The organism is Streptomyces sp. NPDC058665 (assembly GCF_042714995.1).
In the GTDB taxonomy this organism is placed as follows: Bacteria; Actinomycetota; Actinomycetes; order Streptomycetales; family Streptomycetaceae; genus Streptomyces.
Window position 1 is genome coordinate 61,457 of record NZ_JBHXRX010000031.1, and the last position, 19,656, is coordinate 81,112.

Annotated in this window: 21 protein-coding genes; 10 read left to right on the plus strand and 11 right to left on the minus strand. The window is 71.4% G+C overall.

Translation table 11 applies throughout. The annotated features are described in order from the left end of the window. Positions 1 to 45: 45 nt before the first annotated feature. On the minus strand, positions 46 to 897 hold the full coding sequence (locus tag ACFWV8_RS21390; protein ID WP_384204327.1) for an oxidoreductase: 852 nt from the start codon (positions 895 to 897) through the stop codon (positions 46 to 48). 100 nt (positions 898 to 997) lie between these two features. Here ACFWV8_RS21390 and ACFWV8_RS21395 point away from each other — a divergent pair, with 100 nt between their 5' ends. Next, complete coding sequence (locus ACFWV8_RS21395; protein ID WP_384204330.1) at positions 998 to 1,579, plus strand: TetR family transcriptional regulator; 582 nt, start codon at positions 998 to 1,000, stop codon at positions 1,577 to 1,579. Between the two features lie 4 nt (positions 1,580 to 1,583). Here the strand turns inward: ACFWV8_RS21395 and ACFWV8_RS21400 are convergent, their stop codons facing one another. The 5 genes from ACFWV8_RS21400 to ACFWV8_RS21420 form a co-directional block, all read right to left on the minus strand. Then, positions 1,584 to 2,759, minus strand: a complete 1,176-nt coding sequence (locus tag ACFWV8_RS21400) for a glycerate kinase (RefSeq protein WP_384204333.1) — start codon at positions 2,757 to 2,759, stop codon at positions 1,584 to 1,586. Further along, complete coding sequence (locus tag ACFWV8_RS21405) at positions 2,756 to 4,192, minus strand: SLC13 family permease (RefSeq protein ID WP_384204336.1); 1,437 nt, start codon at positions 4,190 to 4,192, stop codon at positions 2,756 to 2,758. Before ACFWV8_RS21405 ends, ACFWV8_RS21400 begins: the two co-directional genes overlap by 4 nt. A 110-nt stretch (positions 4,193 to 4,302) precedes the next feature. Continuing rightward, entirely contained in the window at positions 4,303 to 4,962 is a 660-nt protein-coding gene (locus ACFWV8_RS21410) for a response regulator transcription factor (RefSeq protein ID WP_329377618.1), read from the minus strand. Further along, on the minus strand, positions 4,959 to 6,383 hold the full coding sequence (locus ACFWV8_RS21415; RefSeq protein WP_384204340.1) for an ATP-binding protein: 1,425 nt from the start codon (positions 6,381 to 6,383) through the stop codon (positions 4,959 to 4,961). Before ACFWV8_RS21415 ends, ACFWV8_RS21410 begins: the two co-directional genes overlap by 4 nt. After that, complete coding sequence (locus ACFWV8_RS21420) at positions 6,373 to 6,687, minus strand: small hydrophilic protein (protein ID WP_384204342.1); 315 nt, start codon at positions 6,685 to 6,687, stop codon at positions 6,373 to 6,375. The genes ACFWV8_RS21415 and ACFWV8_RS21420 overlap by 11 nt, the downstream gene beginning before the upstream one ends. A 197-nt stretch (positions 6,688 to 6,884) precedes the next feature. Between ACFWV8_RS21420 and ACFWV8_RS21425 the strand changes: the two genes are divergently transcribed. Beyond that, positions 6,885 to 7,181, plus strand: a complete 297-nt coding sequence (locus ACFWV8_RS21425; protein WP_384204345.1) for a CDGSH iron-sulfur domain-containing protein — start codon at positions 6,885 to 6,887, stop codon at positions 7,179 to 7,181. Further along, positions 7,165 to 8,187 carry an iron-containing redox enzyme family protein gene (locus ACFWV8_RS21430; RefSeq protein WP_384204347.1) on the plus strand — a complete coding sequence of 341 codons (1,023 nt, stop codon included), beginning with the start codon at positions 7,165 to 7,167 and terminating at the stop codon, positions 8,185 to 8,187. Before ACFWV8_RS21425 ends, ACFWV8_RS21430 begins: the two co-directional genes overlap by 17 nt. A 72-nt stretch (positions 8,188 to 8,259) precedes the next feature. Here ACFWV8_RS21430 and ACFWV8_RS21435 read toward each other — a convergent pair whose 3' ends face one another. Then, positions 8,260 to 9,336, minus strand: a complete 1,077-nt coding sequence (locus ACFWV8_RS21435) for an LLM class flavin-dependent oxidoreductase (protein WP_384204350.1) — start codon at positions 9,334 to 9,336, stop codon at positions 8,260 to 8,262. On the opposite strand from ACFWV8_RS21435, the gene ACFWV8_RS21440 reads away from it, so the two are divergent. Beyond that, positions 9,335 to 9,466, plus strand: coding sequence for a hypothetical protein (locus ACFWV8_RS21440; protein ID WP_384204353.1), 132 nt, complete (start codon positions 9,335 to 9,337; stop codon positions 9,464 to 9,466). The two genes, ACFWV8_RS21435 and ACFWV8_RS21440, sit on opposite strands and share 2 nt — an antisense overlap. A gap of 114 nt (positions 9,467 to 9,580) precedes the next feature. Here ACFWV8_RS21440 and ACFWV8_RS21445 read toward each other — a convergent pair whose 3' ends face one another. Continuing rightward, positions 9,581 to 9,817, minus strand: coding sequence for a putative leader peptide (locus ACFWV8_RS21445; protein ID WP_384204355.1), 237 nt, complete (start codon positions 9,815 to 9,817; stop codon positions 9,581 to 9,583). 30 nt (positions 9,818 to 9,847) lie between these two features. Here ACFWV8_RS21445 and ACFWV8_RS21450 point away from each other — a divergent pair, with 30 nt between their 5' ends. Together ACFWV8_RS21450 and ACFWV8_RS21455 are read left to right on the plus strand one after the other, a co-directional pair. Beyond that, entirely contained in the window at positions 9,848 to 11,707 is a 1,860-nt protein-coding gene (locus ACFWV8_RS21450; protein ID WP_384204358.1) for a serine/threonine-protein kinase, read from the plus strand. Between the two features lie 139 nt (positions 11,708 to 11,846). Further along, positions 11,847 to 12,557 carry a YoaK family protein gene (locus tag ACFWV8_RS21455; RefSeq protein WP_384204360.1) on the plus strand — a complete coding sequence of 237 codons (711 nt, stop codon included), beginning with the start codon at positions 11,847 to 11,849 and terminating at the stop codon, positions 12,555 to 12,557. Between the two features lie 40 nt (positions 12,558 to 12,597). On the opposite strand, the gene ACFWV8_RS21460 is transcribed toward ACFWV8_RS21455, so the two are convergent. Beyond that, complete coding sequence (locus ACFWV8_RS21460; RefSeq protein WP_384204363.1) at positions 12,598 to 14,055, minus strand: MFS transporter; 1,458 nt, start codon at positions 14,053 to 14,055, stop codon at positions 12,598 to 12,600. 169 nt (positions 14,056 to 14,224) lie between these two features. Between ACFWV8_RS21460 and ACFWV8_RS21465 the strand changes: the two genes are divergently transcribed. The 3 genes from ACFWV8_RS21465 (at position 14,225) to ACFWV8_RS21475 (ending at position 16,008) form a co-directional block, all read left to right on the plus strand. Then, positions 14,225 to 14,680, plus strand: coding sequence for a MarR family transcriptional regulator (locus ACFWV8_RS21465; RefSeq protein WP_329377637.1), 456 nt, complete (start codon positions 14,225 to 14,227; stop codon positions 14,678 to 14,680). 232 nt (positions 14,681 to 14,912) lie between these two features. Further along, the gene (locus ACFWV8_RS21470) at positions 14,913 to 15,290 is read left to right on the plus strand and encodes a DUF2255 family protein (RefSeq protein ID WP_384204366.1); all 378 of its coding nucleotides are present in this window, start codon (positions 14,913 to 14,915) and stop codon (positions 15,288 to 15,290) included. A 52-nt stretch (positions 15,291 to 15,342) separates the two neighbouring features. Further along, positions 15,343 to 16,008, plus strand: a complete 666-nt coding sequence (locus tag ACFWV8_RS21475) for an SDR family NAD(P)-dependent oxidoreductase (RefSeq protein WP_384204369.1) — start codon at positions 15,343 to 15,345, stop codon at positions 16,006 to 16,008. Between the two features lie 42 nt (positions 16,009 to 16,050). Here ACFWV8_RS21475 and ACFWV8_RS21480 read toward each other — a convergent pair whose 3' ends face one another. Next, positions 16,051 to 16,731, minus strand: a complete 681-nt coding sequence (locus ACFWV8_RS21480; RefSeq protein WP_384204372.1) for an SDR family oxidoreductase — start codon at positions 16,729 to 16,731, stop codon at positions 16,051 to 16,053. A 138-nt stretch (positions 16,732 to 16,869) separates the two neighbouring features. Here ACFWV8_RS21480 and ACFWV8_RS21485 point away from each other — a divergent pair, with 138 nt between their 5' ends. Next, a complete protein-coding gene (locus ACFWV8_RS21485) occupies positions 16,870 to 17,427 on the plus strand; it encodes a TetR/AcrR family transcriptional regulator (RefSeq protein ID WP_384204375.1) in 558 nt (185 codons plus the stop codon). Positions 17,428 to 17,479: 52 nt separating this feature from the next. On the opposite strand, the gene ACFWV8_RS21490 is transcribed toward ACFWV8_RS21485, so the two are convergent. After that, a complete protein-coding gene (locus ACFWV8_RS21490) occupies positions 17,480 to 19,621 on the minus strand; it encodes an exo-alpha-sialidase (RefSeq protein WP_384204378.1) in 2,142 nt (713 codons plus the stop codon). Positions 19,622 to 19,656 lie beyond the last annotated feature (35 nt).

A 19,656-nucleotide genomic window follows, 5' to 3' on the forward strand; every position in this document is an offset into this window, starting at 1 on the left:
GAGCCGCGGGGAAGTGGACGGGACCGGGCTCCGCACGTGCGGCCGTCAGGCGGCCGTCTCCGCCCCGGGGAACGCGGTGGAGCCGCTGACGTCGGCCCACAGCGCGGCCTCGGCGGCACGTTCGTCGGAAGCCCGCTTGGCGAAGGTGACCGCGTCGGCGCCCAGCAGCATCCGCAGCGGGGGCTCGGGGCTGTTGACGATGTCGATCAGGACTTGGGCGGCGCGGGCGGGATCGCCCTGCTCCTTGCCCTCGTTCTCGCGGCGGTAGGCGTGCATCCGTCCGACGGTCTGCTCGTAGTCGGGGCTCGGCTCGTGGAGGGTCATGGATGAGCCGCCCCAGTCGGTTCGGAAGGCGCCGGGCTCGACGATGGTGACCTTGATACCGAGGGGTCCGACCTCGGTGTTGAGGACCTGAGAGAAGCCCTCGACGGCGAACTTGGCGGTCTGGTAGGCGCCCATGCCCGCGGTGCCGCCCACGCGTCCGCCGATGGAGGAGAACTGGAGGAAGTGACCGGCGCGCCTGGCCCGCATGTGCGGCAGCGCCGCGCGGGTGACGTTGACGACGCCGAAGAGGTTGGTCTCGATCTGGGCCCGGAAGTCGGCCGGGTCCATGTCCTCGATGGAGGCGGAGCCGGCGTAACCGGCGTTGTTGGCGACCACGTCGAGCGAGCCGAAGCCCTCCACCGCGGTGGCGACGGCGGCGCGGGCGGCCTCCGGGTCGTTGACGTCGAGAGCGACGGTACGGACGCGGTCGCCGTAGGTCTCGGCGAGCTCCGCGAGCTGTTCGGGCCGGCGCGCGGTGGCGACGACGTTGTCGCCGGCCTCCAGCGCCCCCTTGGCCAGCTCGTGCCCGATACCGCGGGAGCTTCCCGTGATCAGCCAGGTGTGGCGTGCCATGATGCGCTCCTTACTACCTACGTACTAGTTGGTTGGTACTTCCAGCGTGCCTCGATCCGCGCCGGTTGGCAACCTACTAGTTGGTAGGTAAGCTGGGCCCATGCCCCGCAATCCGGACGCGACCCGAGCCCGCATCATGAAGGCGGCGACCGACGAGTTCGCCACGTACGGGATCGCGGGTGCCCGCATGGACCGCGTCGCCGAGCGGGCCGCGAGCAGCAAGGAACGCATCTACACGTACTTCGGGAACAAGGAACAGCTCTTCGACGCCGTCTTCAGCAACTACGTCAAGGAGTCCCTCGCCGAGGTCGACTTCGACGCCCACGATCTGCCGGCGTACGCGGGCCGCATGTTCGACCACTTCGCCGACGACCCCGAGCGGCTGCGGCTGTCGACCTGGTACCGCCTGGAGCGCGCCGGGGCCACGCCCCTCCAGACCCTGATCGACACCAACGATCTCCGGGTCCGCCGCATCGCCGCGGCGCAGGACGACGGATCGGTCCCGTCCCACTTCTCGGCCGTGCAGCTGCTGGCCCTGATCCAGGCGCTGTCGACGTCCTGGGCCACGATGAACCCGGAGTTCTCGGCCCTCGCCGCGCCGATCAGCCGCCGTGAACGGCGCCGTACGGTGGTAGAGGCGGTGGCCCGCGTCGTCGGCGGCACAGGCGAGAGCGGAGCCTGACGCCTCACGCCGCCCGGACACCCAGCCTCGTGCCCAACTCCAGGATCCACAAGGAGCGTTCGGTGGCATCGGCGAGGATCTCGCTGCTGCCCTCGATCGCCTCGGGCAGCGACATCGGCGCCGGCAGGATCGCGCTGTACGCGTCGACGCCGATCGCCCGCACCAGGTGTGCGCCCGGCCCGATCGTGCCCGCGAGCACGAACACCGGCACCCCGGCCGCATGGGCCCGGCTCGCGACCTCGGCGGGGATCTTGCCCCGTACCGTCTGGTGGTCGAGCGCCCCCTCCGCCGTGATCACCAGATCGGCGCGGGCCAGCCTGGCGTCCAGGTCGAGCCGGTCGAGCAAGACCTCGAAACGGGGCAGGAGTTGGCCGCCCAGCGCGGCGAGTCCGGCTCCCAGACCACCGGACGCTCCCGTGCCGGGGGCTGTCCGCAGATCGATCCCGGGCGGCAGATCGCGGGTGAGGACCGTCGCCCAGCGCTCCAGGGCCGCCGACAGCACCTCGACACCGAAGGGGGTCGCGCCCTTTTGCGGCCCGAACACCCGCGCCACACCCTGGGCACCGCACAGCACGTTGAACGGGTTGCAGGCCACGAGCAGTTCGGTGCCGGCGAGACGCCGGTCGAGCCCGGACGGGTCGACGCGGTCCAGTTCCACGAGCGCCGCGCCGCCCGGTGGAAGTTCGCGGCCCCGGTGGTCGGTCAGCCGGGCGCCCAGCGCCTGGAGCGCCCCGGCGCCCCCGTCCGACGTCCCGGAGTCCCCGCAGCCGACGAGCACGCGCCGCGCCCCCAGGTCCAGGGCGGCGCGGATCAGCTCGCCCACGCCGTACGTGGTGGTGTCCGCCGGATCACGCCGGTCGGCCGGTACGAGGGAGAGCCCGGCGACCGCGGCCATCTCCACGACGGCGGTGACAGGTCCGGGGCCGTCCTCGCCGAGCAGGGCGAAGTGTGTGCGGACGGGCGCACCGACCGGGCCCGTCGCGGTACGCCGCACCAGCCGGCCGCCACCGGCGAGGGCCAGCGCCTCGGCGGTCCCCTCGCCCCCGTCGACCAGCGGAATCAGATCGATGTCGGCGTCGGGGATCACGCGCAGAACGCCTTCGGCGATGGACTCGGCCACCTGGGACGCGGAGAGGCACTCCTTGAAACCGCTGGGGGCGATGACGATGCGGTAGCTCATGGCTGGGTCTCCAGATGGACGGGCACGCCGAGCAGCGGCCAGACGGCGAGGGCGAAGAGCAGCACGAGTGCCGCGGTGAGCGGCGCGAGCACGGCCGAGAGCCGCAGGAGGTCGCGCGGGGTGTACGTGGGGGTGCCGGCGGGCAGGTCGGCGAAGAGCGCGACCGGCTTGGCGGACGCGGGGAGCGTGTGGCAGAAGCCGGCGGCGGCGGTCGAGGCGAACGCGGCGGCCACCGGATTGACGCCCGCGGCCAGCGCCGCGGCGACCACCAGGGGGACCAGCACGGACGATCTGGCGGAGCGGGACTGGAGCGCCAGGTGAGCCGCCGTACTGATCACGATCACACCGGCGAGAAATATCCACGGCGGCATCGACGCACCGCCCGGTACCCATGCCACCAGCCAGTCGGCCGCCCCCGATTCGGCGAGCGCGATGCCCATCGCCATGGTCGCGGCCATGAAGAGGAGCAGCGGCCAGGGCACCGTACGCAGACCGTCCTTGAGGCGCACCGTGCCCAGCGCCGGTGAGGAGGCGACGACGGCGCCGATCAGGGCCACCACCGCGGGCGACACCCCGTGGAGCGGTTCGCTGCACCACAGCAGTACGACGGTCCCCAGCAGGAGAAGGCACCGGGCCTCCGACGGGCTGAGCGGTCCTTCTACCGGAGCGTCGGAGTGCTCCTGGATCTGCGCGGCGGTGATCCGTACGGGCCCCTTACGGTCGGCCCGGCGGGTCGTCGTCAACAGGACCAGTTCGGCGGCCAGATGGGAGGAGACCACGGCGAGCGGCAGCCCGAGGATCAGCCAGGCGACAAAGCCCAGCTCCTCCCCCGTCTGCTCCCACAGCACGCCGACGGTGATCAGATGGGCACCTGCGCCGATCAGGGTGGCGACGGCGGAGAGCAGGATCACCGTCGGAAAGAGGAGCGCGAGCATCACCACCAGCCGGGTCCGGTCGGCGAGCGCTTTGGCGAGCGCCAGGAAGACCGGCAGGGCGAGCGCGGCACGGCCCGAGGTCGCGGGCACCGCGAAGGCCGTGACCACCAGAGCGGCCGTGGTCAGATGCACCAACTGCCGTACGGTGCCCGCCCCGCCGACCAGAAAGGCGGCGGCGCGGCCCGCGAGTCCGGTCTTGGTGACGGCGGTGGCCAGGACGAACGCGCATATCAGCAGCCAGACGATCTCGTCGCCGAGAGTCGCGAAGAGCGTCTCGCTGCTGATCACCCCGGTCGCGGTGAGCGCGAGTCCGGCGCCGAGTGCGACGTAGGTGTCGTCCACCGAGGTGGCGATCCAGGTGTACGTGGCGAGCGTGAAGACGACGAGGGTGAACCGCGCGTCGCCGCTGAGACCCGGGAAAGCACCGGGCACGGCGAGCAGAGCGCAGAGACTGAGAACGGCGCAGAGGCAGCTGGTCTGCCGGAGAGACAGGGGCACGACGATCAGCCTGGGCGCGGGCCGTGAGGTCCGAATGAGCCTTGGGTGAAAGCCGCTTCATCTGCGTGGCGGCGCCGCCGGCCCCGCGCGTCCGGTCGGGCACTTCGCGCTCACGGCATGCGGTAGCCCATCCCCCGTATCGTCTCCAGCCGCTCCGCCCCCAACTTCCGTCGCAGCGCCCGCACATAGACGTCCACGATGTTGGAGCCGGGGTCGAAGTCGTAGCCCCACACATGGGACAGGATCTGCTCGCGCGACAGCACCTGGCCGGGATGGCGCAGGAACATCTCCAGCAGCACGAACTCACGTGCCGTCAGATCCACGGTCCGCTCGTCGGCCCGTGCGCGCCGCGTCCTCAGGTCGAGACTGAGGCTGCCGCTGCGCAGCATGGTGACCTCCGGCGCGCGCGCCGCCGTACGCAGCCGGAGCCGTACCCGCGCCAGCAGTTCCTCGAAGCGGAACGGTTTGGTCATCCAGTCGTCGGCGCCGCCTTCGAGTCCCGCCACGGTGTCGCGTACGGAGTCCCTGGCGGTCAGCACGATGACGGGCAGCGTGACGCGTGCCTCGCGCATCTCCCGCAGGACGGTGAATCCGTCCCGCCCCGGCAGGCCGATGTCGAGCAGCACCAGGTCGAATCCGCCGGACACGGCGTGGTGCAGCGCGGAGTCGCCGTCGTCGGCGACGGCGGTGGTGAAGCCGTTGGCCCGGAGCCCCTTCTCCACGAAGGAGGCGATCCGTTCCTCGTCCTCGGCGATCAGAATGCGATTCATGAGCCCGTCTCCAGGATGAGTACGAAGGTGGCGCCGCCGCCGTCGGTGCGGCGCAGTTCGACCCGGCCGTGGTGGCCTTCCGCGATCGCCTTGACGATGGCCAGTCCGAGTCCGGCGCCGCTGGTGCGGGTGCCCCGGCGGGCCGTACCGCGCCGGAATCTCTCGAAGATCACCTCGGCGTCCTGCGGTGGAATGCCGGGGCCGTTGTCGGCGACGTACAGCTCGATCCGCTCGCCGTGGGTCCGTGAGCCGATCCGTATGCGCTGGCCGGGCACGGTGTGCTGGACGGCGTTCTGCGCGAGCTGGACCATCGCCTGGGTGATCCGCTGCGGATCCAGCGGGACTTCGCGGTCGGCGACCGCGTCGAGCAGCCACTCCCGCTCGCCGAGGGTCCGCGCCTTGACGAAGACGTCGGCGGTCAGCTCCGCGAGCTGGACGGGCTCCGGGCGGACGAAGTCGGGGCGCTCGGCGCGCGCGAGCAGCAGCAGGTCCTCGACGATGCGGCTCATCCGGTCGAGTTCGTCCGTGACGAGCCGTATCGTCTCCTCGCGGTCGGCCGGGTCGTCGCCCATCAGCTCCAGATGCCCGCGCACGATGGTGATGGGGGTACGGAGTTCGTGTCCCGCGTCGTCCACGAAGACCCGTTGCGCGGCGAACGCCTGCTCCAGCCGGTCGAGCATGCCGTTGAACGTCTCGGCGAGCGCGGCGATGTCGTCGCGTCCCTCCACGGGGATACGGCGCGTGAGATCCCGCTCGGTCAGCTCGGCCGCGGTCTTCCGTACGACGCGGACCGGCGCCAGGATATGGCCGGCGACGGCCCACCCGATGCCGCTCACCAGGATCAGCGCCATGCCCGACAGGGCCAGCAGGGTCCAGAACGTCTTGTCGGCGACGGCCCGTTCGCGGTCCGCGTGGAGCGCGACCACGAAGGCGCCCGGCGGGGCGTCACCGAGCGGCCGGATGGTGACCTTGGCCCACCGCACCTCCCCGTGCGCGCGGTGCAGGGTGCCGGAGGAGTCCTTGGAGGCCAGGATCCGGGTGAGCGCGGCGTCGTCCCGCCACAGGGCTACGCGGTCGGGGAAGTCGCGGCGCTGCCGGATGACGTCGGGCCGGCCCGCGGAGGCGTGGGGCAGACCCAGCAACTCCTCGTCCCTGTCCGCGTACTGACGCCGCAGAAAGGTCTGGAGCAGCCTTCGCGTGTCACCGAAGCTCCGGCCGGTCTCCGGGTCCACGCCCTGCTCGACGAAGTTGGCGAACTCGCCCGTCTCCTGCGACAGCAGTTCGCCCATCCGGTGTTCGACGTCCCGGTGGAGGATCGAGCGCACCGTGACGGCCACCGCGCCGAGGGCCACGGCCATCACCACGAGCAGCCACAACAGGATCCGCACGCGGGCGGTGATCCTGGGAAGGTCAACCGTCATCACCGAAGTCGTCGTCATCGTCGTCGTCACCGTCGCCGGTGGACGGTCCTGGCACGATGTCGTCGCCGGGTGGGCCGCCCGGCGAACCGGTGGGTGGACCCGTGGGCGAGCCGGTGGGCGAAGGCTCTCCGGGTCCGCTGCTCCCACGGTCGCCCGGTGTGCCGCTCGACGTCTCGTCGAGCTGTACGCCGGGGGGCACCTTGGGCGCCTCAGGACTGTCGGTCATAGCGTAGCTGGTAGCGGCGATCCCCAGAGGGACGGCGACGACGGCCGCCAGGGCCGCGAGACGAATCGAGAAGGCCATGCCGCCCATCCTGGCGACCGGGACAGGCACCAGCATGAAGCCGGGATGAGGAATTCTTCATGTGGGGCCGGGCCTCCACGGGCTCCCGGGTGGTGCGTCAGCCCCCTTCGGGGGAGCTTGGAAGGTGCGGGGGTCGTGCTCGTACGGCGCACGGGCCTGCCGCGGCACGGCGGACAAGGGAAAGCTGGTGGTCAACGGTGCGTAACTCGTCCGAACACCCGCGTCCGCGTCCGCGCCGTGTCTCGGTCGGCCGCGACGGGCCGGTCCTCGTGGAGGGCCCCGTGGAGGCGGTCGACGGAGCCGGGAACATCTGCGTGTCGAACCGGTTCGTCGTCGCCCTGTGTGTCTGCCGCCGCAGCCGCTCCTACCCGTGGTGCGACGCGAGCCACCGCCGCCGGGTGCGCGGGGCGGAGCGCTCCGGCCCGGCGGACGCCTCCGGAGCCGATGACGAGGCCCCGGAGGCGGGAGGGCCCGGTGGTGACGACGTACCGTGAGTCACGCGCGCTGAGTCCGCCGCTGCCGGAAGAACGGGGCGCGGTCTCCGCCTCCGTACGCACGGCGCTGCGCGACGGAACGGCCGTCGCGCTCCCGCCGGAGTCCATGGCGGACGCTGACCCCTTCGGTGACGATCTGCAACTGGCTCTCTACGTCTTGTACGAGCTGCACTACCAGGGATTCGACGGGATCGACGACCGGCGGGAGTGGGACCCGGACCTGCTGCGCGTACGCCGCCGCTTGGAGGACCGGTTCCTCGGCGCTGTACGGGAAGCCGTCGCTCCGGGCGAGGGCGATACGGCGGACGAAGCGCTGGCCGGGCTGCTCGTCGAGCCCCTGGGCCACGACGCGACGAGCATGACCCACTTCCTTCAGCGCGAAGGCACCCGCGAGCAGCTGCGCGAGTACGCGGCGCTGCGCTCGCCGTACCACCTCAAGGAAGCCGACCCGCACGCCTGGGTGCTCCCCCGGCTGCACGGCAGGGCGAAGGCGGGCATGGTGGCCGTCGAGTTCGACGAGTTCGGCGCCGGCCACCCGGAGTCCATCCACGCACGGCTCTTCGCCGATCTCATGGCGGACCTGGATCTGGAGATCCGCTACGGCCACTACGTGGACGTGACCCCCGCCGAGGCTCTGGCCTCCGTCAATCTGATGTCCACGCTCGGACTGCACCGGGCGCTGCGGGGCGCCCTCGTGGGCCATTTCGCGGTGGTGGAGGTGACGTCGTCCCCGGGGTCCCGGCGGCTGGCGCAGGCCATGCGCCGGACCGGCGCGGGCCCGGCAGCCGAGCACTTCTACGACGAGCACGTGGAGGCCGACGCCGTCCACGAACAGGTCGTCCGGCGGGAGGTCGTCGCGGGACTGCTGGCCGGTGAGCCGCATCTGGAGCCCGATGTCGCCTTCGGGGTCCGGGCCACCGTGCTCGTGGAGGACCGGCTGGCGGCCCGCCTGCTGGACGCGTGGCGCGCCGGCCGCAGCGCCCTGCGGCGCCCGCTGCCCCGCTGAGGCGCGGGTCAGCGGAGTGCGGCCGGCGGGACGCGGGGAAGCGGGACTTGGGGCATGGGACGCGGGGCGCCGTCAGGCCACCGGGGCGCGTTCCCGGAGCCGGCTGAGCAGTTGGTCGCCGATGCGGGCCACCTCGGGCCTGTACGGGGTGTCGGAGAGGACGAAGTGCGTGATGCCGAGTTCTCCGTACTTCCGCAGCGCGGCGGCCACTTCGTCCGGGGAGCCGACCAGCCAGGTGGTACCCGCGCCACCGCCTCCGACCCGTCCCGGGGCGGTGTAGAGGCAGGAGTCCAGCACCTCTCCGCGCTCCGCGAGGTCGTAGAGCCGCTGCTGGCCGACGGCTTGACGCCGTCCGTTGTCCAGCGTCGTGTCACGGATGCCGGCCAACCGGTCCACCTTGGCCTCGGCGTCGCGCCAGGCCTCCTCGCTCGTGTCACGGACCAGCGTGGTGATGCGCAGTCCGAACTCCAGCGGCGCGTGGGTACGGCCGAGGGATTCACTGAGCTTCCTGAGACGGTCGATCCGCTCGGCCACGCCGTCGAGCGGTTCGCCCCAGAAGAGCTGGACATCCGCCTCGGTGGCCGAGACCGCCTCGGCCGCGGCCGAGGCGCCGCCGAAGTAGAGCCTGGGGGTACGGCCGTTCTCGGCGCCGTACGGGCGCGGGCTCGCGGTGGAGCCCTCCACACCGAAGAACTCGCCCCGGAAGGTGACGTTCTCCTCCGTCCAGAGCCTGCGTACGAGTTGGAGGAACTCACGTGTGCGGTCGTACCGGCGGGCCGGGTCGCTCTCTCCGTCGCCGTACGCCCCGGCCTTGTCGAGACCGCTGACGATGTTGACCAACAGGCGTCCGCCGCTGAGCTGGTCGAGAGTGGCCGCGGCGCTCGCGAAGTGCGCGGGCTGCCAGTAGCCGGGGCGTATCGCCACCAGTGGTTTGAACGTGGTGGTCCGGGCGGCCAGTGCGGTGGCCACCGTGAAGGTGTCGGGCCGGCCCCATCCCGTACCGATGAGGGCTCCGCCCCAGCCGTGGTCCTCCGCCGCGCGGGCGATCTCGGTGGAGAAGCCGAGCGTGCCCCAGCCGTCGGTGGTGTCGTCGCCGCGGTGGCCTGGCTCGACCGTGTTGGGGATGTACCAGAGATATTCGTCGCTCATGTCGGTCCTCCGATTCACCGTCGAGCGGGCGGTGTTGCCCGCCGTGCTCGCTCAGTGGGACATCACGCGCACGGCCGCGCGCGGGCGGCCCGCGTCAGTGGGCAACCCACGGCGCGGCATGGCGCGGTGAGAAGAAAAGGGGCCACAGGAAGGGGGATGACGCCGCGATGTCCGGTGCCCAACTGAGGGCGGACCAGGGCGAATCAGATACGGGGGCGGCGCCGGACGCGACGACGCGCCGGCGTCAGGTGGACCGAAGACAGAGCGCACTGGCCGACCGCAGAAGGTCGACATGGATGCGCGTCACGAGCCTTACACCTGGATGCACGGTGCAACGGTAGGCGACGCGAAGGATCCTGGCAATGCGGGCACCCGCCGCGGCGACACGACCAGGAAAAGCCCTGTTGTTGCAGGGTTGTTGCCCTACGTGGTGAGGACACTGAAAGAAAGTCGATACGCTCCCGGTTGACTTCGGGGGCATCGGCAGGAGCCGAACTGCCGTAAACAGGGGATGATCGTCATGACAAGCACGCCTTCGGCCAACCTTTTCAAGCCGCTTGAGCAGAGCGACCCGGCCGTTGTCGGCGGCTACCGGCTCGCGGCCGTGCTCGGCACGGGCGGTATGGGCAAGGTGTATCTCTCCTACACGCCGGGCGGCCGGCCCATCGCGATCAAGGTGATCCGGCCCGAGTTCAGTGAGGACCCCGAGTTCCGGCGGCGCTTCCAGCGGGAGGTCCAGGCCGCGCAGCGGGTGCAGGGGCTCTACACCGCGCCGGTCATCGACTCGGACACCGAAGGCTCACAGCCCTGGCTGGCCACCGCGTACGTACCCGGTCCCTCTCTCGCGCACGCCGTGGCGCAGCACGGCGCGCTGCCGCTGCGGAGTGTGCTGCTGCTCACCGTCGGCGTCGCCGAGGCCCTCAACGTCATCCACGGCGCGGGCATCGTCCACCGCGACCTCAAGCCCGCCAACGTGCTTCTCGCCTCCGACGGCCCGCGCGTGATCGATTTCGGTATCGCCCGCGCCGCGGAGACCACCGCGCTCACCGGCACCGGGGTCAGCGTGGGCACCCCGGCGTTCATGGCACCGGAGCAGGCGGCGGCCGGTACGGTCGGCCCCGCCACCGACATCTTCGCCCTCGGCCAGATCGCGGCCTTCGCGGCGATCGGTTCGCCGGCCTACGGTGAAGGGTCCTCGCACGCCGTGCTCTACCGGATCGTGCACGAGGATCCCGATCTCAGCCGCGTGCCGGCCGAGTTGCTGCCCCTGGTGACGCGCTGTCTGACGCGCGACCCGGACGGCCGGCCGAGCCTGACGGAGATCATCGAGCTGTGCCACCAGATCTCGCCCGAGCCGCTGCGCCAGGGCGAGGACTGGCTGCCGCAGTCGGTCGCCGGATCGATCACGGAGCGCCTGCGGCTGCCCGAACCGGCGAAGACCCCGCCGCCGCAGCCGACCGTCGCGCCGACGCCGACCCAGTTCTCGCCGCAGAATCCGGCACCGGGGGCGCCCGCACCGGGCGCGGTCAACCCGTACGCGCAGACCGCGTTCTCCCCGTCCGCCGCGCCGACGCAGAACGCGCCGGGCGTTCCCGGCCCGGTGTCGCCGCCCGGCCACCCGATGCAGCCCACTCCTCCGCCGGGCTACCACACCCAGCCGACCGGCTACAACACCCCGCCGCCCGGCTACCAGACGCCGCCGCCCGTCGTCCACGCCCCCTATGTGCCGCCGCAGCAGCCCAAGCCGAAGCGGACCGGCCTGATCGTCACCGCGTCGGTCGTGGGCGCGATCGTCGTCCTCGCCGTCATCGGGTCGCTGCTGCCGAACGGATCGGGCGACGACGAGTCGAAGTCGCCCAGCGGCAGCTCCAGCGAAGGCGGGCGCGCGAGCGACAGCGGTTCGGACACCGACAGTTCGGGCAGCGACGACGCCTCGGGCGGGGAGAAGAAGCGGCCCGACCCGAAGCCGACCTCGTACAAGGGCATTGACGTGACGGAGAACTACGCGGTGATGCTCGCCGACAACCCCCCGCGGCCGCAGGAGGGTGACGTGCTCTACGGCGGCAGGGATCTGTACTACTACATGGACGGCGTGTTCTCGGACAACTGGATCGGCTCCGACAACGGGAAGTTCGTCCTGCTGAACAACTCGCAGAAGGGCTCCCTGGAGACCTGCCGCACGGAGACCCGTTACACCGAGAAGATCACCCTCGACCAGATCAGCGCCGGATCGCAGTTCTGCGTGCTGAGCGACGCGGGCCATATCGCGGTGGCGACCTACCGCGGCAAGGGCGGCACCGAAGGCTCGACCTACATCACCGTCGACCTCACGATCTGGCGCAACGCGGAGGAGCCCAAGCAGGACGACTGACACGGCTCCCGCGTCCCCGGCGGGTCTGCGCCGGACGGGTGAGCGGGCCCGTGGCAGCGGCTCGGCGTGGTGCGGGGCGGGTCCTCGCACCGTATTGGTGGCCTCTTCGGGCAGCGGACGCGGAGGCGGTGTTCACGGGGTGTCGACGACCGAACCGGTGCGTCCGGGGCGCGCCCAGTGGGGTGCGCTGATCCTGTTCGCCGGGGCTTCGGGCGCGGTGGACGTGCTGGCGTTCACCGCGCTGGGTGAGGTCTTCGCCGGGGTGATGACCGGAAACCTGGTGCTTCTGGGCCTGTCCCTGACGGGGACGGGGCACGAGGGCGGGCCTGCCGCGCCGCTGCTGGCGCTGGGCGGCTACATCGCCGGGGTCGCGGGCGTGGTGCCGTTCGCCCGGCGCCGGGCGGCGGAACCGGAGACGCGCTGGCCGCGCGGGGTCGTGCGGTGTCTCGCCGTCGAGGTCGTACTCCTCGCCGCCGTCGCCGCCGGGTGGGGCGCGGCCGACGGTGCCCCCGCGCAGCCGTGGCTCGATGTGGTGCTCGTCGCGGTCTCCGCCGCCATGGGGATGCAGTCCGCCGCGCTGGCCGGGGCGGGCGCCGCCAGCGGGCCGGGGACGTACTTCACCGGCACTCTCACCCAGGTGGTCACGCACGCCGTCGGACCGCCGGGCGGACGGCGTGCGGATCTCGGTTCCCTGGCCCGGCTCGTCGCGCTTACCGGCGGCGCGGCCGTGAGCGCCGTCGTGAACGCGGCGTCCGCGCCCTGGGCGATGGTGGTCCCACTGGCGCTGGCGGCGCTGGCGTGCGTGGCGGTCACCCCGCGCCAGGGGCGGACCGCCCCTCACACGCGGTAGGGCACGGGGGAGCGGTGCACCGGGCACCGCTCCCCCACTCTCACGCCTGGACCGCGGACTTCTCCGGCTCGGAGCTCGCGTGGGTCTTCTCCAGGCCGCCGGTGGCGGCACGCACGGCCGGGATGGCGGCCGCGATCGCGGCGGAGACGAGAGCGACGCCGCAGCCGATGAGCAGGCCCGTGCGGAAGCCGCTCTCCGAGGTGATGCTGAACCCGCCGGCCTCGGTCGTCATCTGCGAAAGGACCACGCCGATCACCGCCGCGCCGACGGACGTTCCCAGGGAGCGCATGAGGGCGTTGAAGCTGTTCGCCGCCGCGGTCTCGGAGAGCGGGACCGAACCCATGATGAGCGCCGGCATCGAGCCGTAGGCGAGACCCACACCGCTGTTGATGACCATGATGGCCAGCATGATTCCCCAGGCCGACCCCATCAGCGCGAGCGAGAGTCCATAGCCCGCCGCGATGACCAGGACTCCGCCGACGAGCGTGACTTTGGGGCCGTAGGCGTTGGTCAGTTTGCCGCCGAGCGGGGAGACGATCATCATCATCACGCCGCCGGGGGCCATCCAGAGACCGGCCGCGAGCATCGACTGTCCCAGGCCGTAGCCGGTGGCCTCCGGGTACTGGAGCAGCTGCGGAATCACCAGCATGCTGGCGTACATCGCGAAACCGACGAAGATCGACGCGATGTTGGTGAGCAGGACCCGGGGACGGGCCGTGGTGCGCAGGTCGACCAGCGGGTCGGTGGTACGGAGTTCCCAGACGCCCCAGCCGATGAGGAGTACGACGGCGGCGACGAGCAGACCGATCGTGGTGCCCGAACTCCAGCCCCAGTCGGCGCCCTTGGAGATCGCGAGCAGCAGACTGACCAGTCCGGCGCCGAGAGTGACCGCACCGATCGCGTCGAACCGCTGCCCCTTGGCGCCGGCCGGCACGGTCGGGACCAGGAACCAGATCAGCAGCGCGATGATCGTGGCGAGCACGGCGGAGCCCCAGAAGAGAACGCGCCAGTTCGCGTACTGGGCGACCGCCGCGGCGATCGGCAGGCCGAGGCCGCCGCCGATTCCCATGGAGGCGCTCACCAGGGCGATGGACGAGCTGAGCTTCTCGGTGGGAACGACGTCACGCAGCAGGGCGATGCCCAGCGGCACCATGCCCATTCCCATGCCCTGGAGGCCGCGTCCGATGATCATCGGGAGTACGGAGGACGAGAGAGCACACACCACGGAGCCCGCGATCAGCGGGACCGAGCAGACGAGAAGCATGCGGCGCTTCCCGAGCAGGTCGCCCAGGCGGCCGACGACCGGCACGCAGACGGCGGCCACCAGGAGCGTCGTCGTGATCACCCAAGTGGCGTTCGAGGCCGAGGTGTTGAGGATCTTGGGCAGATCGGCGAGCAGCGGGGTGACCAGTGTCTGCATGATCGCGGCCGTGGTGCCGGCGAGCGCCAGCGTCGCGACCACACCGCCCGAGCGGGATGTGGGCTGGGGGGCGTCCATGAAAGAGGGCTCCTAGGGCTGTCTCATCCGAAACGAACATGTGCATCATACATATCATGTGTATCGAGCACTTTACGTGCACGCTGCACAAACATGAGAAGATGATGTCCGTGCCGTGCCGGCGTGATGGGACAATGGCGCGGCGAGAGAGGCAGGAGGCGACACAGGCATGGTCGGGGCCACGCACGAGGTCGAGTACGAGCAGATGCTGCTCAGCCGCCACACGTTTCTGCACCAGAAGGGCGGACGCCGCAAGGACGGCGTACTGGAGCGCAGCGCGTACATCCTGCTCAGCCGCATCCGGCTGCAGGGACCGATGTCGATCGGCGAGCTCAGCGACGCCTTCGGACTCGACGCCTCCACCCTCAACCGGCAGACGGCGGCGGCGATGCGCGCGGGATTCGTGAAGCGCATCCCGGACCCCGACGGCGGCATGGCGCGCAAATTCCGCATCACGGACGACGGCGTACGTGTCCTCGACGAGGAGCGGGAGGGCATCGTGCAGAGTCTGAACCGGGTCATGGCCGAGTGGCCGGAAGAGGACATCGCCGCGTTCGCCGCGTATCTCAAGCGCTTCAACACCGACATCGAACGGCTCGGCGGAAGGCCCTGGCCACGCGTCTGAGCAATGGACGGCCGGAGGGTTCATCCATCTGGAGTAGCCGCGCAAGGGGATGCGGACACCCGCTCCCGGGCAGGCCGGCGGTGCGGGGCGCGGCTCGGCCCGGCGGGTCTCGCGGAGTCCGGACCAGCCCGTTGAGGTGCGCGTTGCGGGTCATCGTTGCCAGTCTGGAACCGAGTACATCTCGCACCCCACCGAGCCGAGCCTTCCGGCCGCGCCGACAAGGAGACCACCCATGGCCACCTGGACCAAGGACGAGCTGAACAAGATCGAGCACGCCGACGAACTGCTCGTCGCCCCCTTCGACAGCGACAACACACCGCGCCCGCCGACGACCATCTGGGTGGTCCGCGAGGGTGACGACCTGCATGTACGCGCCTTCCGCGGTCGCGGCGGAAACTGGTTCCGCGCCGCCACCGCCGGGCACGCGGGCCACATCAGCTCGGGCGGCGTGGACAAGGACGTCACCTTCGTGGAGGAGGACGACCCGGCGCTCAACGACCGGATCGACCGGGCCTACCGCAGCAAGTACGGCGGCTACAGCGACAGTTATGTCGACCCCATGGTGGCCGAGGGCGCCCGCGCCGCGACCCTCAAGCTCGTCCCTCGCTGAACCCGCGGCGGCATCGGGTGCGGCCCTCCGCCTCTCACGACAAGGACCCCCTATGACCACCATCGCCATCGTCGGAGCGGGCAGCGGTCTGGGCGGCGCCGTGGCGCGCCGCTTCGGGCGTGAAGGCTTCGACGTCGCCCTCCTCTCCCGCACCAAGGAGCACGTCGACGCCCTCGCCACCGAACTCGGCGGTGAAGGCGTGAACGCGCGCGGGTTCGCCGCCGACGTACACGATCCGGCCGCTCTCTCCGCCGCCCTGGACGCGGCGGCCACCGACCTTGGCACGGTCGAGGTCCTGCAGTACAGCCCGATCCCCCACCGGGACTACATGAGGCCGGTCCTGGAGACCGCTCCGGCCGACATCGAGGCACCGGTGGCGTTCTCCGTCATCGGTCCGATGACGGCCGTCCGCCAGATCCTGCCCGGGATGCGCACGCTCGGCCGTGGCACGCTGCTGTTCATCAACGGCGGCACCGCCGTCCAGCCGCACCCGGACCGCGCGGGCACCTCGATCGCTTTCGCCGGTGAGAGCGCGTACGCGCAGATGCTCCACGACGCCCTCGCGAACGAGAACATCCACGCGACGCAGCTCGTCATCCCCGGCTCGATCACCCCCGGCCATCCCCGCAAGGACCCGGCGGTGCTGGCCGACACGCTGTGGGACATGCATCGGACCCGCGGGGAGTTCCGGCGCTACGCCGAGCCCCTGGAGACCTGACCGGCGCCGGTGGCGGCAGCGGCGACGGGCGCCGGCCCCGGATCAGCCGGTCACCGCCCCCAGCCCCTGCTTGACCTGGCGCGTCACCTCGTCGGCGAGAATCTCCGGCGTGCCCTTCTCCAGCCCCTCCAGGGCCTGGGCGGCGACGGCCGCCGGGTCGATCTTCTGGGCGGGGTCGATGTCAGCGGCCATGTCGGTGTCCATGTAGCCCACGTGCAGGGCGGACACCTGGATGCCGCGCGGCTCCAGCTCCTCCCGGACCGAGTTCGTGAGGGCCCAGGCCGCCGCCTTGCCCGCGCTGTACGCGCCGACTCCCGCCGGGTGGAACCAGGACAGCACCGAGAGGACGTTCAGGATCGAGCCGCCACCGTTGCCCTCGATGACCGGCGCGAAGGCACGGGTCACCTGAAGGGTGCCGAAGAAGTGGGTGTCCATCTCCAGGCGGACCCGGCCGAGTTCGCCCGCCACGAGGGGCGTGTGGGTGGAGATGCCCGCGTTGTTGACCAACACCGTGGCGTCGGGTGCGGCGGCAGCGGCGGCGCGGACGGACTCGGGATCGGTGATGTCCAGACGCAGTGGCACGGCGCCGGGCAGATCGACCGTCTCGGGACGGCGGGCTCCGGCGTACACCTTGGCCCCGCGCTCCAGCAGCTGCTCGGCGATCCGGCGGCCCAGGCCTCGGTTGGCGCCGGTGACGACCACTACGGCGTTGTTCAGTTCCATGGTCCTGCCCCTTCGTCGACGGCGTACGGCCTCTTCCGGCCGTACGCCAGCCCACTTAGATTACATCCATAATCTAAAAGCGGAAGGCATGGAGGCGTAGGATAGATGTCATCGAACATTTATTCCGGGAGGTGGCACATGGGCCGCGTATCGAAGGAACAGGCGCAGGAGAACCGCCGTCGGATCGTCGACACCGCCTCCCGCCTCTTCCGTGAACAGGGCACCGACGGTGTCAGCGTCGCCGATCTGATGAAGGCGGCCGGGCTCACCCACGGAGGCTTCTACAAGCACTTCGACTCCAAGGAAGCCCTGGTGGACGAGGCCACCGCCGTCGCGTTCGACAGCTTCGAGGAGGAGCGAGCCGCCACGCCCAGGGTCGACGACGAGGAGGCCGCGACCCGCGCGTTCGTCGACACCTATCTCTCCCCCGCCCACCGGGACGACATGGCCGGCGGCTGCCCCACGGCGGGTCTGGCCGTCGACATGGCGCGCGGCGCCGCCGGCAGCGCGGCCCGGCACACCTACGCCGAAGGGGTACGCGCCTTCGCGCGCCGAATGGCCACCGACGAGGAGGGAGACGACGGCCTCGCCCGCCTCAGCACGATGGTCGGGGCGCTGATCCTGGCCCGCGCGGTGCGCGACGACCCGCTCTCGGACGAACTCCTCGCGGCGGCACGGGCCGAGGTCGAGCGATAACCGCTCCTGCCGCCACGGCCCCGATCGCGAGCGGCCGGGGCCGGACCGGTTCTCAGGTGCGCGGGCCCAGCAGCCGGATCGCGTCGGCCACCACGGTGCCGTCGGCGTCGTTGGTCAGCTCCACCGACGTGCCGAGACCGGCCCGCAGCCGGTACTTGCCCAGCGAGACCCACGAGCCGCCGCGCGGATCGGCGGCTCCCGCCATCCGCTGGTCGACCCGGACGGTGGTGGTTCCTTCCGCGAGGACGACGGAGTACGGGGCGTTGCCCGCGCGGCTCGCACCCGGCGGGAACGACGTCTGGATCTCGTACACCCCGTCCCGCGGCACGGCCGGACGCCAGCGCACCATGCGCTCACCCGAACCGGCGGGCGCGGTGCGGTAGTTGCCCGCCCAGAAGCCGGGGTCGGCCGTCGCCGTCGGCCAGCTGCCGGTGACGACCGCGAAGCCCGGCCTGTCGTTGTCCACGACCACCTCCGCGCGTACGTCGGCGGAGCCCGGCGCCTCGACCAGGCTGAGCGAGTCGAGGCCGAGCACGGTCCCGCCGCCCCTGCCGGCGCCGGTCACCTCGCAGCGCATGGTGTGCCGCCCGGCGCGCAGCCGGGTGGTGCCGATGCGGGCCAGGTCGAAGCCGTCCGCCGACTGCGCCGTTGTGTCGATCACGTAGGCGGGCAGCGTGGTGCCCGGCACGGTGACGGTGGCCAGTGCGCCGTCCGCCGAGCGGTAGTGGCGCAGGACCAGTTCGTACTCCCCGGTGCGCGGCACCCGGAAGGTGAACTCGGCCGCGCCGCCCACCTGTTCGGGGGTGAGGACCAGTCGCTCGCCGCGGCGCGCCAGCGGATCGGCGACGGCTTTCACGGTGCCGCCGGTGACCTCGCGGTCCGTGTCCGCCAGCGCGATGACCGCCTCCCGGTGACGGGGGCCACGGCGCAGGCTGTCGCGGCCACGGGTCAGCCAGTCGAGCGAGAAGCGGCAGACGTTGACCCGGCGCGGGGCGCTCGCCAGGTCGCCGTCGCAGCCGTAGAGAAGCACGATGGTGCCGTCGGAGAGCCGGGCGAGATCCGAGTAGAAGGAACGGTTCTCGTTGATGACCCGCCGGTACCGGTACGAGATGCCCTCGTCGTAGCTGACCGACACCGTCATGTTGTATCTGACGGGCGAGTCGGGGCGGCTGAACAGCACCCGGCCGGTGTCGCGGCTGCCGGGACCGCCGGTGTAGCGCAGCAATCCGGCGTCCACCGCGTTGAACGAGCCGGTGCCGCCGTCGAACGCCGGCTGGGACCAGGTCGTACCGTCGTCCGAGCTGACGGAGACGATGCGCTGTCCTTCACCGCCCGCCGCCGCGCGGCCGTTCACGAGCACGGTGCCGTCGGAGCGCTGCACCATACGTGCCTCGTTCATGGGGTACTTGACCTGTACGGGCACCTCGCCGGTCGCCCGCCAGGTGGCGCCGTGGTCGTCGCTGTAGATCGGCGCGACGCCGTAGTAACGCTCGGCCACGGTGTTGCCGACGATCACCCTGCGGTGGGAGCAGTTGAGCAGCAGGCGGCCGGACTTGAGCTGGAGTCCATGGCCGGGACCGGGGCCGTGCAAAGCCCAGTTGTAGGGAAATCCGTCGAACAGCCCCGCCAGATTGCGCACTTCGCCCCAGGTCCTGCCGCTGTCCCGGCTGGAGATCACATAGAGGTCGCCGGAGTCGCCCGAGCAGGAGGTGTTCTCCGGGAGCCGGAGCGAGAGCATGTAGAAGAGGAAGACCTCCCGCGTCTCGCGGTCCACGACCAGCGCCGGGTTGCCCCAGGAATCGCCGTCGGCGGAGGTGACCAGTGCGCGGCTCGCCTCCCAGGTCCTGCCGCCGTCGATGCTGCGGCGCAGCAGCAGATCGCGGGGCCCCGCGTCGCACACCTCGTGGCGGCCCTCGGTCACGGCGAGGATCGTGTCGTCGGGAAGGACGGCGAGCGCGTGGACGTGGTAGTTCACGAGTGGGCCGGCGACGGAGTCCCAGAGAGTCTGCTCATGGAAGAAGGAGCCGTGCCGGTCGGGCGCGGCCGGCAGACCGGGCGCGGAGGAAGGGCCGGCGGCGTGTGCCGCCGAACCGAGGGCCGCGGGGCCGAACGCGGCGGTCGCCGAGACGCCGGCGACGCCGAGGGCGAAGGATCTGCGGTTCATGGCGGTGCGCTTGGGTCCGGTGTCGGACATGGTGAGCCACCCCTTTCGGGCGGTACGGAGGAGAG